The following is a 12,560-nucleotide window of genomic DNA, read 5'->3' on the forward strand; positions in this document are numbered from 1 at the left end:
CGTATACCGAACGGTACGTACGGTGGTGTGAGAGGTCGGGAGTTACTCACTCCCTCCTACTCGATTTATTTTAGTTCAAAAGGCTGTTGCAACAAAATGGCTGGGTAAATTTAGTTTGATTTGTCTAAGATAATTGGCTACATCTTCCTGGTGAATAGCACTAAGGGATATTTCCATCACTTCCTCAAGCGTTTTTAATACTAGTTTATTACTGCCTTTTACAATCTTTTTAAAATTTTTCAGCCTTATCATAGCGTTCTGTTACATTAGTTAGGTCATAATCCTATTTTCCTTCTAAACATCCAGTTCTTTATTAGTTGAGTATTGCGTGTATTGAGAAGGATTATGAATAGTCTGAAAAATATGTTTACAACCGTATCTTCCTGTGTTATCGTAATTAGCAAGTAATCATGATTACTTTATTAGTTTCGTTTACTGAGTGCTTCTGGAAAAGGAGGGATGTTCATAGTATAGAGAAATTAATTTCATTAAAAATGCTAACTCATTATTGAAAGCGATTACATTGATGTGACTAAAAAGTTAAATGTTGAATACAAAACAGCAATGATATAACGAGAATTTTAAATTGTATAATATCTTGGACAGCATAATCTTTGTATTTGCTGTCCGAATAAATGGAGGATGGGTGATTATGGAACAAAAAAAAATTGTTATTATTGGTGCTGGTATTGTTGGATGTAGTACAGCTTATTTTTTAAATAAAATGGGACAACATGACATAACAGTCATTGAACAAGGTCCTCTATTTGAAACAGGTGGATCGACTTCTCACGCTCCAGGGCTTGTTGCACAACTTAATTTTTCGAAATTGCTTACAGAGTTAGCTTCACATACAGTTAAGACTTTTACAGAATTAAGTGATGAAGAATATCCATCATTTTATTCGGTAGGGAGTCTAGAGTTAGCTAAAACGCCGGAACGTTTAGATGATTTAAAACGTAAAGCGGGAGCAGGGAAATCGTGGGGAATTGAAGCTCACGTACTTTCGCCAGAAGATTGTAAAGAAAAATGTTCTTTTATTAATCCAGATAATATTTTAGGAGGATTGTATGTACCAACCGACGGAATTGCTAAACCTCTGCGTGCTATAAATATAATGACAGACTTCTCAAAATCCTGCGGCACTAGGTTTTACGGTAATAGAGAAGTAACGGGAATTAATGTGGTCAACGATCAGGTTAAAGAAGTAGAAACGAGTAATGGCAATTTTGAAGCAGATTTGGTGATCTGTTGTGCGGGGTTCTGGGGTCAACGAATAGGTGAAATGGTAGGTATTACTATTCCTCTTCAGCCCATTGCGCATCAGTATATATTCTCAAATGATATTTCTGAATTAGCTGGGGAGTCGGAAGAAGTAACAGCTCCAATTGTAAGGGATTTAGATAGTTCTATGTATTATCGTCAAGTGTTTAATAGTGTAGGAATCGGTTCTTATCAACATGAAGCATTGCCTATTGAGATAAGTGAGGTTTCTAAATTTGGTGAAAGTGAAGAGATGCCTTCCATCAAGTCATTTACACCTGAACATTTTTATGGTAATCCTTGGCAAGACGCGCAAAATTTGGTTCACGGTCTAAAAGAAGTGGGATTAAGGAAAGGGATGAACGGAATTTTCTCGTTCACGCCAGATGGAATGCCGTTATTAGGGGAGTCGAAAAAAGTACGAGGTTTTTGGGCTGCAGAAGCAGTTTGGGTAACGCACTCAACAGGGGTCGGTAAACAAATGGCTGAATGGATTGTAAACGGTGCTCCAACTCTTGACTTGGAGCTGTGCGATATTAATCGTTTCGATGCTTATGCACAAAGTCCGGCCTTTTATAAACCGCGTTCAAATGAAGAATATGAAAAGGTTTATGATATTCGCCATCCGTTCGAACCGTCTGCCACATCACGCAATATGCGGGTCAGTCCATTTTATATGCGCCAGCAGACATTGGCAGCTGTTTTTAATGAAAAACTAGGATGGGAACAGCCACAATGGTATGAAGCGAATGAAGCGCTTACTGAAAGATATGAAAGCAGGATTTTTATACGTGAAGGCTGGGAGGCGCGCTATTGGTCGCCGATTATCGAAGCGGAACAGCTGCATATGCAGGAACATGCCGGTCTATATGATATAACGGCATCAAAGAAACGGCTGGAAATCAGCGGTGAAGGGGCACTTGCGCTTTTACAGTCTCTTACAACAAGCAATATCGATATTCCCGTCGGTAGTACGACAAAGACTTTGATGCTGCACGAATTAGCAGGAATTAAAGATGATATTACAATCATCCGCAAAGATAATAATTCATTCTTTATTCTTTGTACCGGTGCAGTAGAAGCAAACTGGATACAAAAACATGTCCCCAAATCAGGAAAAGTTGTCATCCAGGATCAAACAGCGGGCACTTGTGGTCTAGGTATCATGGGACCAAGGGCCAGAGATATCATGCAGTCCATTGATCGGAATGCATTTGCCAAAGGCGCATGGGAAAAGAAACAATCGGAGGAAGTTTATATCAATAATGTACCAGTTCTAGCAGTATTCGCTAATGTAAACGGTACAGAAAGTTGGGAGTTTTTTACGACCAATGATCAAGGCTTACAGCTTTGGGACATACTCTATCAAGCAGGGCAAGCTTATAAGCTGATCGCGGTTGGAGACCGTGCCCTTGAAAACTTGCGCATAGAATCACAGACATTAAGATACGGAAAAGACTATTGGAGTGAGCATAGCCCCTACGAAATCTACCTTGTAGAAATGATTGATCTGACTAAAGAGTTCATTGGAAAAAAAGTTCTAATCGAACGCAGCAAAATGACTCCTAAGCTTGTATCGTCAACACTTATTCTGGATGAACCGAATCAAGTGGTCATGGGATATGAACCTGTTATTAGCAATGGGAAGACAGTCGGTTTTGTCACAAGTGCAGGCTATAGTTACAGTCTTGGAAGGGGAATTGTCACTGCCTTATTAGCTCCTGAAGTATTGGAAAACCATACTGAATTGAGTATTGAATACTTTGGACAAACTCTCAGTGCCACAGTCCTCAATAAACCTAAAGTCCTCACTTATTAGTTGTTTTCAGAGATGGTGGTATACTCTTGGGCGCCATGACATTTTTTATCTACCAAAATATTAAACGAAATATGAAGGGGAAATATCGAATTGCTTTTTAATTGAGATGGACATTTTCATAAAGTTAATAATGACGGTGCCCCGAGAGTCAACTGATGCTGGTGTATATCGTGAGCAGGATATTCTTGTCTTAGAAAGAAGATAAGGCTGAAAATTTGACTAATAATGACTATATTCTTATAAAAAAAGGAGGCTATTTATGTTTAGAATACTAAAGATTGCTGGTGCTTTTATTGGGGTTATAATAGGAGCTGGGTATGCTTCAGGGCAAGAAATATTACAATATTTCACAAGTTTTGGCCATAGAGGAACCTATGCAATAATTTTAGTAACTGTTTTATTAGCTTATTTCGGAATGGTCATGACGAATATAGGGAGTCGTCTTAAAGCAACGTCACATAAGACAGTCATCTATCAAATTAGCGGGCGTCAATTAGGAAGAATAATAGACGGTATCATTATATTCACTTTATTTGGTACTGGAGTGCTTATGATGGCTGGTGCAGGATCTACTCTCAATCAGCAGTTTGGATTACCAGTTTTCGTTGGTAGTTTAATTATGGCTGTTATTGTTGCAATTTCTATGATGCTCAAAGTCGAGAAAGTTATTTCCCTAATTGCAATTGTCACACCATTCTTATTACTATTCATTATATTTATATTTGCTTATAGTTTAAGCACGATGGACATGTCTTTTGCAGAGCTAAAACCAATTGCAGAAAGTCAAGACAAATCATTCCCTAACTGGATCATGTCCGCAATAAACTATGCTTCCTTATGTATTGCATTAGGGGTTTCAATGTCACTTGTTATAGGTGGGGCAGAAAAAGACTCACGCATTGCAGGTATTAGTGGGTTAATTGGAGGTCTTGGTATAGGACTTATGATCCTCTTTGCTCACTTGTCAATTTTCTCTCAAGTGCATGTTGTTGCATCATTCGACTTGCCATTATTAAAGATTGTTGAAGATTTCTCACCTGTTCTATCCATTTTTTATTCTATTGTTTTGTTTGGGATGATCTTCAACTCAGCTCTTGGTATGTACTATAGTTTTGTTGCTAGATTTTTTAAAATGGGAACAAAGAAGGCGAATATTGCAACGATTATATCTTTAGCAATTGGATTTGCTTGTAGTTTTGTTGGATTTACTACTTTAGTATCCAAGTTTTATACGCTTGTAGGCTACCTGGGTTTATTACTAATGATTATTCTTATCTACGCGCCTTTTAAACTAAAACAATCAAAGCAAAAAAGTGAATTGACAAAAGATAAACTAGCTAGAGTAGAAGCTGCTACACGCTTATCATAACGGATGTATGATGAAAATTGGCACATCACGGTATGAAGCCATTTCAGCAGACAAACAGTTAATCGCTTCAATAGGGATCATGTTAAGTCTTGTTTTGTTTCAGAACTTCACATTTAAAAAGGATAAATTTTCAAGAAGTAATAAAAAGAAAATGTATATTAATTTAGCGGAATATTGAAATAACCAAGTTGAGGTAATTTCTAACAAGACTTTGATAAGAATTAGGTTTCAACTTAATAGATGACTATTGAGGCTGCCCTTCTTCAACTCACTTAATTGCTTAAAATGGCAGTCTCTTTATTTTAGCCCCTATTTATTAATTTACCCTTTCGACTAAAGTCACGAGGTTTTTGTGAATAGGGTTGTATATAAAAGCATTGATCTAACTTTTCCTACTATCTCCTTCTATTTCCATATTTATTTCCAGCATTTAAATATTCTTTTACTCTGTAATGTCTTTCACTTCTTGGATGCCAATAGGTAAAATACATATAGCAATGGTAATTCATTATTTAAAAACCCACAAATATCAATATAGTAATGGGCAGTTAGTCAGAGCGTTTACCAAAATGATTTTAAGTTATAGAAAGCTGGGTTATAATATATGAACAAACAGAATTGTAACAGTATTGTTTATTATACGGCTTAGAGGTGGTACTTTGAAAAATCAAAAAGAATTAAACAAGGATATACAAACCAAACGAATCATGAACTATTTTATAAGTGCTACTGCTGAAATTATTGAAAAAGAAGGCTTTGATAAGGTAACGATACGAAAAATTGCTAATAAAGCCGGATATAATAGCGCAACAATATATAACTATTTTGAAGACTTATCTCATTTAATTTTCTTTGCATCGATGAGTATGGTCAAAAGATATACGGATGCTTTACCAGGATATCTCGAAAAAGCAAAAACACCTTTAGAAAGATACTTCCTCATTTGGGAGTGCTTTTGTAAGTATTCTTTTGAATCGCCCCAAATTTATTATGCGGTATTTTCTTCTAATCTAGGAACACATCCGATTAACATGCATAAATACTATGAATACTCACCATCTGACATAGTTCAAATCTTAGAAAGTGATGATGATATTAGGCTTATGCTTTTAGAATCCGATAAATGTAAGCGAACCCTGATCTCACTCGATGAATGTGTGAGAGAAGGATACATACAAGGGGTTGAAGCTGAAAAACTTGCTGATATTCATAGTTTAATATGGCATGGAATGTTAACGCTTTTTATTAATAATCGGACTACTTACACAGTCGATCAAGCAGCAGAAGTAACTCTTAATCATATACGTAATACAACGCCTATTAATGGGTATGACGTATAATGTATATAAACAATTTAATTAGTATTTTTACACCTCACAAGTAAACCGGTTAAGAAAATTCTTGGTTGCTTTTGTTTTTTAGCTACTTCATTAGTCGAGGGTATTTAATAATCACCACGAAATTCAGATTCCATTTCTATTTGAAGCTGGCGTGCTTCATATTCATTTTCTTGCTTAGCTTCAAGCAAACTTGAATAGTTTGTTGATAATGATTGAAGGTTATCAAAAACACCTTCAAATACTGTTAGGAAGTTCTCTAAATCCACTATTACGTTATCGAAAGTATTGTTATAGAACTTTTACGAATGAATTTTTTGGATCAAACGGGACATTTAAATATCCATCTATTTGTGCCTCGTGCCGGGGAATAGAATATGACATTGAATAAAAAAGTTTGATCCAAATGAACTCCCATATGGCTCAAATAAAAAATTCGTCAACCTTGATTGATTGGTACGGTTCTTTAATTTTTTGTTTTATTTTTTCTTTTTATAAGTTTTGAAAGTAGGATGCTAAAAAAGTTCTTCTTTGGTGATTCGTCCTGTGGATTGAATGGTAGTATAACTGGTGCCGAGATTGAATTTTTGGCCGAAGTCTCAATCAGTTTTTCATCCGGCTGTTGTTGATGATTACTGAAAAAACTCCATATAATTTCTGTTGCATTTGGACCCGAGGGATCGGTGTAAGAACCATTCGGGCTTCCACCAGACCAGGCATGCCCCATTTTATCAATCATCCAAAGTTCCGATAATGGCCCACCGTCCCCATCAATATATACATGCTTGGTATAGCTATATCCATTTATAATATCTGATTTGACCAGGGTAGGGGTAACATCAGCAAGGCCTATACCTTCTTCAACGAGAAAATTGGTTTGAGCCCATTGGGTGATAACCTGCTGGCCGTTAATGGGGTGGACCGTTGTATCACAGATTCCATGGAAAACAATTACCCCTATTTTTTTCTTATACTCTCCCATCTCTTGAAATGCACTGTTTCCGCATGCATATGGGTCAAACACGCCTTTCTCCATACTATTCTTAGCTTCCTTAGCCATCGGGTCGGTTAGAAAATATACATTGGCAGCATCATAGGCTAGTCCCGAACAAATTCCGATACCGTTAAAGACATCTGGATACGTAACACCAAGAATACAGGCTAGTGCCCCGCCTGCTGAGAAGCCCACAGCGTATACTTTATTTGAGTCAATCTTGTATTTACTTTTGACCTCATTTAAAATCTCATAAATTAGCTTGGGATGTCCCTTACCGCGGTGTTGATTTTCATCTAAAAACCAGTTCCAGCAGCCAAAGGGGTTATACCCGGCCAGATCTGTAGGATTTAACAGATGGTTCATATCAGGATAGAGGACAAGGAATTTTTCCTTTTCAGCAAGTGTGTTCATGTTTGTGCCTGCAGCAAAATCATCCGGATTTTGTTCACATCCATGAAGCATCACCAACAACGGAGACTCTTTATCTGAATTATATTGACTAGGAATATATAGCTTGTATTTAAAATCGTAATATATAAAATTGAGAAATTCCCCCAAATCTCTTGACCTCCGTTTCTATACTCTATTTACTTATCTTACTCCAATAGTTGTCGCAATATTATTACTTGTTTTACTACTTTAACAGAAAATAAGTGATTTAGAGAGTAAAAGGTAGAGGGGAAAGTTTCAAGGAAATTGATGACACGACTGACAGGTAAGGCACACTGGTTGGAAAAAGGGACAAGAGTGGAATCGAGCATGAAATGGCATGGTCCGGGGTGTTAAGTAACTTAAAATCTGTATAAGGGATAATAAAGTTGTTTAAATCCTAATAATTTCATTTAATACTTAAACGTCAATTATGCTATTCAACAATCGGACCATATTATTGAAGAAGAAAAAACTATATATAATAAATACTATTTTGCATAAAAAAGAACAACAATAAAATTATATGGAGGTTTAAGATATGGGTGTATTATCAGCATCGCCAACTAATGAACCAGACGTGTAAGCAAGAGTTCATTAACATTTAAATCTTTACTCAGTTTTCTATTCAACCTTAGCAATAATTTTATCAATTGCATTATATCCGTAACCTTTTCTGTTCCAGAAAGGGAGGGATGGTTGAGTTCTATCATAAGAATCTGTCGCTTTTGTCATAATCTTATATTCACCTTTCTCCAATACAGTCCACCCATATGACCAAGTAGTCCAATCATACCCAATATTATTTTGGTTTTCTATTAGTGCACTTGACCATGATTTTCCGTTATCAGTGCTAACTTCCACATTTTTTATATAGCCTTTTCCTGTCCACGCAATGCCTTTGATTTAATGTTTACCCGTATGAACAACATCCATATCTAACGGCTTCTGTATGGTGGAATTAACGTTCATTGTTGTTACAGGAAAAGAATGATAGTTATCGTCCTTGTTTGGATAATAGACGTAATCAATAGATTGAAAGGGGCCTTCAAAATTATTATCAATTACCTTAATTTGTTTAATCCATTTTACAGAAGCCATGGCATACCACTGAGGAACAATTAACCTTAAGGGGAAACCATGCTTAAAAGAGATAGGCATATTATTATATGCGTATGCAATAATAGTGTCGGGATGTAAAGCTATTTCTATTGGTAAACTCCTGACATATGTATAAACATTATTTAAGTCAGTTCTTTTTCCATAATCATATCCTTCCACTATCACTTCTTTTGCCCCTTCTCTAATTCCAGATAGTTCAAGGAGGAGTCTTAACGGAACTCCTTTCCAATAACCTTGGCTAATTGCCCCTTTTCCCCATTGCTCACCGAATACTTTAGGTTCAAATAAACTACGTTTATTACCTGCACATTCAAGGACTGCTTTAACAGTTTTCGATGGTAATCGAAGGATATCTTGCATGGAAAGTATTTTTGGGGTTGTGACAGAACCGTTTATTGGAATCCAATAGCTAGAATAAGAAAGCGTTGGATAAGAAAAGTGGTTTCGTCTATAAAGTAAATGATTATTTAGTACATCAGTCTCAACAAACTGAACAGGTGTTTCCTGATTTTCAGGTTGTAAACTATGTGTAGTTAAAAATGGCTTTAAGAAAGGATATTGAGAATTCAATATAAATTCCTCCTAAAAAAATGATATTTATAGTTATGTTGCAAAAGAAATAGCTATTCATTTTTTAAGATTAATTTTAATTACATATTTAAAAAGATCTTCAGCATCGGGTGCGATTGGTGGACAACCCGCCAATTTAACGACATTACTTTTGCATCACCCACAATCATATGGGATATTTACGCTAAATTGTTTGAGATATATTAAAGGTCGATTCAATCCTCTGGGATACAGTCGGCTTTTTTTATGACTTCTGCCTTTGCAGGTACCATTTAATGATCAATGGGAAAAAATAACTTGACTATTTCAAATAGTAATACACAAGCTATAAATGTTCAAAAAACAGTCAACAGAAAGGTGGGGTCAAAATGAAGAATAACATTCAGGTATTACCAATTGTAGCGGCCATTGGAATTGGAGCTGCTGCCTATAGCCTGATGACCGGTCGCGGTGGACAATTACAAAATATAATTCCTCAGTTATCTAACATGAGCAATCAAGGCACAGCAAACCAGCAACAGTAATCTACAACTGGAACAAGCCAATAATTTAGCGGCGAAAGCATATGAAATCAATTCTAAAAGATTTTAGAGCCAGAAGAAGCGGAGAGTTTATGCCTTTCAACGCCTTCTAGTCATTGTAGGTATTGTCCGTTTGCTATTGAATGTTATCGAAAGTTCAGTAGCTATTAAAATGTAGAAACAACATGCACCGACGGGAATAGCTGTCGGTGTTTTTATATTCAAGTAAATGGAGAAGGAGAGATGTATATGACAACGATTGCCATATTTGAAGCTATTGCATTTATGTTTGTCACAGGAACTATAACAGCGGCTTCGTTTCTGGTTGGGTTTAATCAAGGGAAACAGCAGTTACTGAAATACTAAATAAGTTAAGTCGGAGAAATTTCGCATTCTAAGCGGTCAAGGTTATTCATGTTATTTCATAGGAAAGTAAAAATGAGCTGGGAGATGTATTCCCAAGCTCATGTATTTTACTGTTGATTTATTACTAATGCGTTAGTTGAAGAAGCAATCAATATAGTTTTATTGTACATATTTACAAATCTTTCTTTATCAATAACATAATGCACAGTGTTTATATACAAAGGAAAGAAGCTGAATTACAATCCAGCTTCTTTCCTTTTATTTTAGTTTAACAATGCAGCACCAATGATGATCAAAAGGATAAACAATACAACAATCAATGCAAATCCCTTTCGCCCATTAGAATGAGTCAACCTATCGCCCATCACAATTATGCATAAATACAAGGTAAACTTTCTTAAAAATAGACTTTTGTCTTTACTAAGTCTTGGATACTACCATCTTTAGCGCTTCTTGTGTAAACCCAAAGTTCACCAGTATTTGATGTAGGGGTTCTGTTGAATGGTAAAGTGCTTGTAAAATTTCCGTACTCAGGAGCTCCTTTATTAGCCATTGTAGAACGTTCGTTAGAAACAATAGTTCCGTTAACGTCTCTTAATTGATATAAAACATTTGCTTCAAACGCTCTTGCCTGACCCTCTATTCTTTGTCCATTAACTACTATTGTTCCCGGAAGTGGAGTCCATATGACAATGTTTTGAGAGGTTGGTAAAGGGAGAATTAGCTCATATTCTGGCCAAATCAGATCACCTTGGTAACCTGGTCGGTTTTGGTTAGCCATTATAATGCTTGAAAGGGAAATTCCAAATCTATTCGAAATCGATGAAAGTGTATCACCTGATTGTATTTCGTATATAAATACAGGTACTGTCAATGGTTGATTAGGGAAAATAATGTTGGGGTTTACTAAATCATTAATACCAGAAACTAAATCACTAAATGCATCAAACCTAGAAGCAATCTTATTAACTGTATCTCCGGATTTAACAATATAAGTTACTTTTCCGGTTTTAGAAAGGACTGGGACGACAAGTACATCTCCAGGATAAATAAGACCAGGATCAGTTACCGGCTGAAATAAATGATTCGCTCGTCCTATTGCTTCAACAGAACTTCCAAATCTCCGAGCTATTGAAAATAATGTATCGCCCTTACTCACTGTGTAAATATAAGTTTTATTAAAAACTATTGACAATATCATCACCTCCATTTTAATTTTTAAAAGAGTCTTACTCAAAGAAGAATCTATCTAATAAGATATTCTTGTAAAACAAAAAGGATAGGGACGATCATCTTGAGTCATTCATGGAATTATCAAAAGAATTATAAACGGGAAGTGTCAACGGTACATGTCTGACCGGTTGCGGTTCAAAAAACACAACATCATATTGAAGGTGAAAAGTTTACGATGCAGACCCGCACAGAAAATGGATTTACATTCTTTGTGAAGTTGCGGGAAACAAAAGGGGGGAGCTTAGGCGCAGGCGAAGACGGTCGAGAAGCCGAAGGAAGCCGCGAAGTCGGAGAAGAAAGCGTCCGCAGTAGCGGTTAAGTCGGTTGAAGAAATCGCGGCAGACTCAAAGGCGAAAGTAGCTGCGGATGCTAAGAAAGCTGACGAAGCAAAGGAGGCTGAAACCGTTCTCGTAAATTTGAAGGCACTCGTAGCGTTGTCATATAGCGTTATATCCGATGTCAAGCCGAGTCCGCTCGGCAATGGAGATTGGGGGACGACGTAGGTGATCGTATCGGATGCGTGGTACGTTTCGGCTGAACACGAAAAGAAACGCTTTGCTAAATCGATTTGCGGCGCAGTTAAGCTTACGACAAACGGCGAGGCGGCGCTCGTACATTTCTAAGACGCGTATTATAAAGTGCCAGCGAAGGAAAAGGTATTCGGAGGTTACGATATTAAACGGTTATTATATAGAAGGAATCGGAAGGTATTGCGCAAATTGGCGTTGGTTTTTTTCCTTTAGCCATGCGGATATCGCACAACATAAAAAGAGCAGCGCACTCAAGCGCCAGCCCTTTTCGGTTATTCTCCGTATTCAATTATCATTACGTCGTGTATTCCGTACGGCTTACCGTTGTCGTCCTTATCGAGCGTATTCAAGGCGTTTACAATCTGTTCTAGTGTGTCGAAGCTAATCGACTTGCTACCACCGTTGCAGAGCTCGTTTATCGTTGCCGGGCGAATCTTGCGCTCGACAGCTACGGCGTTGCGCGTTATGCCCACATCTTCGAGCTTTTGTCCGAGTGTTATTTTTACGTTTGCTTGCATCGTTTCACTCCGTTCTACATATTATGTATGACGTTAAGAGTAAGACTTATTATGTAATAAACTATACTGAATGGAGCGGGTATATTATGACAATCACAGTAGAAATCAGCGCAATTGAACGACTAAAAGCAGCAGGCACTACCGTAATTCACAATTTCGACGAACTCGGGAGGGGGCGCTTATGATGGCCTTGCGTCGCTACTTCATGGCCGACGATGACGAAGCGGTAAGCCCGTCGGATTATGTATGGATGACAGTAGGCTACGGCGTCCCTATCATAATTACGCTATTTACGGTACTATCAGTTTATTAATCGGAATGGGGGCGATTATATAAAGCAGTGGACTCCGATTCGATTGAAGTATGCTCGATAAGATTTTGTTGTATGTCGAAAACAATGAGACGATAATATAAATTGGGTTGATAGCGAAGCTTACGCTCGATGAAGATTACGTCCAATGGTAAAGAAGAGTGTAGATGGATCAT

The 12,560-nt window shown here is 37.1% G+C and carries 14 protein-coding genes; 7 read left to right on the forward strand and 7 right to left on the reverse strand.

Annotated elements, in window-relative coordinates; genetic code table 11:
• The first annotated feature begins 652 nt into the window (after window positions 1-652).
• From AC25Y6_RS19250 to AC25Y6_RS19265, 4 genes are all read left to right on the forward strand, one after another.
• Window positions 653-3,082 carry a GcvT family protein gene (locus AC25Y6_RS19250; RefSeq protein ID WP_488144155.1) on the forward strand — a complete coding sequence of 810 codons (2,430 nt, stop codon included), beginning with the start codon at window positions 653-655 and terminating at the stop codon, window positions 3,080-3,082.
• 259 nt (window positions 3,083-3,341) lie between these two features.
• Window positions 3,342-4,451 (forward strand): YkvI family membrane protein, encoded by a 1,110-nt coding sequence (locus AC25Y6_RS19255; protein ID WP_488144156.1) that lies wholly within the window; start codon window positions 3,342-3,344, stop codon window positions 4,449-4,451.
• 7 nt (window positions 4,452-4,458) lie between these two features.
• Window positions 4,459-4,629, forward strand: coding sequence for a hypothetical protein (locus AC25Y6_RS19260; RefSeq protein WP_488144157.1), 171 nt, complete (start codon window positions 4,459-4,461; stop codon window positions 4,627-4,629).
• 481 nt (window positions 4,630-5,110) lie between these two features.
• A complete protein-coding gene (locus AC25Y6_RS19265) occupies window positions 5,111-5,791 on the forward strand; it encodes a TetR/AcrR family transcriptional regulator (RefSeq protein ID WP_488144158.1) in 681 nt (226 codons plus the stop codon).
• A gap of 104 nt (window positions 5,792-5,895) precedes the next feature.
• Here AC25Y6_RS19265 and AC25Y6_RS19270 read toward each other — a convergent pair whose 3' ends face one another.
• From AC25Y6_RS19270 to AC25Y6_RS19285, 4 genes are all read right to left on the reverse strand, one after another.
• On the reverse strand, window positions 5,896-6,057 hold the full coding sequence (locus AC25Y6_RS19270) for a hypothetical protein (protein ID WP_488144159.1): 162 nt from the start codon (window positions 6,055-6,057) through the stop codon (window positions 5,896-5,898).
• Window positions 6,058-6,254: 197 nt separating this feature from the next.
• A complete protein-coding gene (locus tag AC25Y6_RS19275; RefSeq protein ID WP_488144160.1) occupies window positions 6,255-7,343 on the reverse strand; it encodes an extracellular catalytic domain type 1 short-chain-length polyhydroxyalkanoate depolymerase in 1,089 nt (362 codons plus the stop codon).
• Window positions 7,344-7,838: 495 nt separating this feature from the next.
• Window positions 7,839-8,120, reverse strand: a complete 282-nt coding sequence (locus tag AC25Y6_RS19280; RefSeq protein WP_488144165.1) for a hypothetical protein — start codon at window positions 8,118-8,120, stop codon at window positions 7,839-7,841.
• Window positions 8,121-8,906 (reverse strand): molybdopterin-dependent oxidoreductase, encoded by a 786-nt coding sequence (locus AC25Y6_RS19285; protein ID WP_488144161.1) that lies wholly within the window; start codon window positions 8,904-8,906, stop codon window positions 8,121-8,123.
• A gap of 368 nt (window positions 8,907-9,274) precedes the next feature.
• On the opposite strand from AC25Y6_RS19285, the gene AC25Y6_RS19290 reads away from it, so the two are divergent.
• Entirely contained in the window at window positions 9,275-9,430 is a 156-nt protein-coding gene (locus AC25Y6_RS19290; RefSeq protein ID WP_482100623.1) for a hypothetical protein, read from the forward strand.
• A 626-nt stretch (window positions 9,431-10,056) separates the two neighbouring features.
• Here AC25Y6_RS19290 and AC25Y6_RS19295 read toward each other — a convergent pair.
• A complete protein-coding gene (locus AC25Y6_RS19295; RefSeq protein WP_482101000.1) occupies window positions 10,057-10,158 on the reverse strand; it encodes a YjcZ family sporulation protein in 102 nt (33 codons plus the stop codon).
• 32 nt (window positions 10,159-10,190) lie between these two features.
• Window positions 10,191-11,030: a LysM peptidoglycan-binding domain-containing protein gene (locus AC25Y6_RS19300; protein WP_488144162.1), complete on the reverse strand. Its 840-nt coding sequence runs from the start codon at window positions 11,028-11,030 to the stop codon at window positions 10,191-10,193.
• A gap of 171 nt (window positions 11,031-11,201) precedes the next feature.
• Between AC25Y6_RS19300 and AC25Y6_RS19305 the strand changes: the two genes are divergently transcribed.
• Window positions 11,202-11,345 (forward strand): hypothetical protein, encoded by a 144-nt coding sequence (locus AC25Y6_RS19305; RefSeq protein WP_488144163.1) that lies wholly within the window; start codon window positions 11,202-11,204, stop codon window positions 11,343-11,345.
• A 483-nt stretch (window positions 11,346-11,828) separates the two neighbouring features.
• Here AC25Y6_RS19305 and AC25Y6_RS19310 read toward each other — a convergent pair whose 3' ends face one another.
• Complete coding sequence (locus tag AC25Y6_RS19310; protein ID WP_488144164.1) at window positions 11,829-12,074, reverse strand: helix-turn-helix domain-containing protein; 246 nt, start codon at window positions 12,072-12,074, stop codon at window positions 11,829-11,831.
• 181 nt (window positions 12,075-12,255) lie between these two features.
• On the opposite strand from AC25Y6_RS19310, the gene AC25Y6_RS19315 reads away from it, so the two are divergent.
• Complete coding sequence (locus AC25Y6_RS19315; RefSeq protein ID WP_482100620.1) at window positions 12,256-12,387, forward strand: hypothetical protein; 132 nt, start codon at window positions 12,256-12,258, stop codon at window positions 12,385-12,387.
• Window positions 12,388-12,560: the final 173 nt, after the last annotated feature.

The sequence above is a fragment of the Sporosarcina sp. Y1004 genome (assembly GCF_057669665.1).

What these genes read in the sequence shown, in the direction of transcription:
- AC25Y6_RS19250 (WP_488144155.1), top strand. Translation starts at nt 653, where the DNA reads ATGGAACAAAAAAAAATTGTTATTATTGGTGCTGGTATTGTTGGATGT.
- AC25Y6_RS19255 (WP_488144156.1), top strand. Translation starts at nt 3,342, where the DNA reads ATGTTTAGAATACTAAAGATTGCTGGTGCTTTTATTGGGGTTATAATA.
- AC25Y6_RS19260 (WP_488144157.1), top strand. Translation starts at nt 4,459, where the DNA reads ATGATGAAAATTGGCACATCACGGTATGAAGCCATTTCAGCAGACAAA.
- AC25Y6_RS19290 (WP_482100623.1), top strand. Translation starts at nt 9,275, where the DNA reads ATGAAGAATAACATTCAGGTATTACCAATTGTAGCGGCCATTGGAATT.
- AC25Y6_RS19295 (WP_482101000.1), bottom strand. Translation starts at nt 10,158, where the DNA reads ATGGGCGATAGGTTGACTCATTCTAATGGGCGAAAGGGATTTGCATTG.
- AC25Y6_RS19305 (WP_488144163.1), top strand. Translation starts at nt 11,202, where the DNA reads ATGCAGACCCGCACAGAAAATGGATTTACATTCTTTGTGAAGTTGCGG.
- AC25Y6_RS19310 (WP_488144164.1), bottom strand. Translation starts at nt 12,074, where the DNA reads ATGCAAGCAAACGTAAAAATAACACTCGGACAAAAGCTCGAAGATGTG.
- AC25Y6_RS19315 (WP_482100620.1), top strand. Translation starts at nt 12,256, where the DNA reads ATGATGGCCTTGCGTCGCTACTTCATGGCCGACGATGACGAAGCGGTA.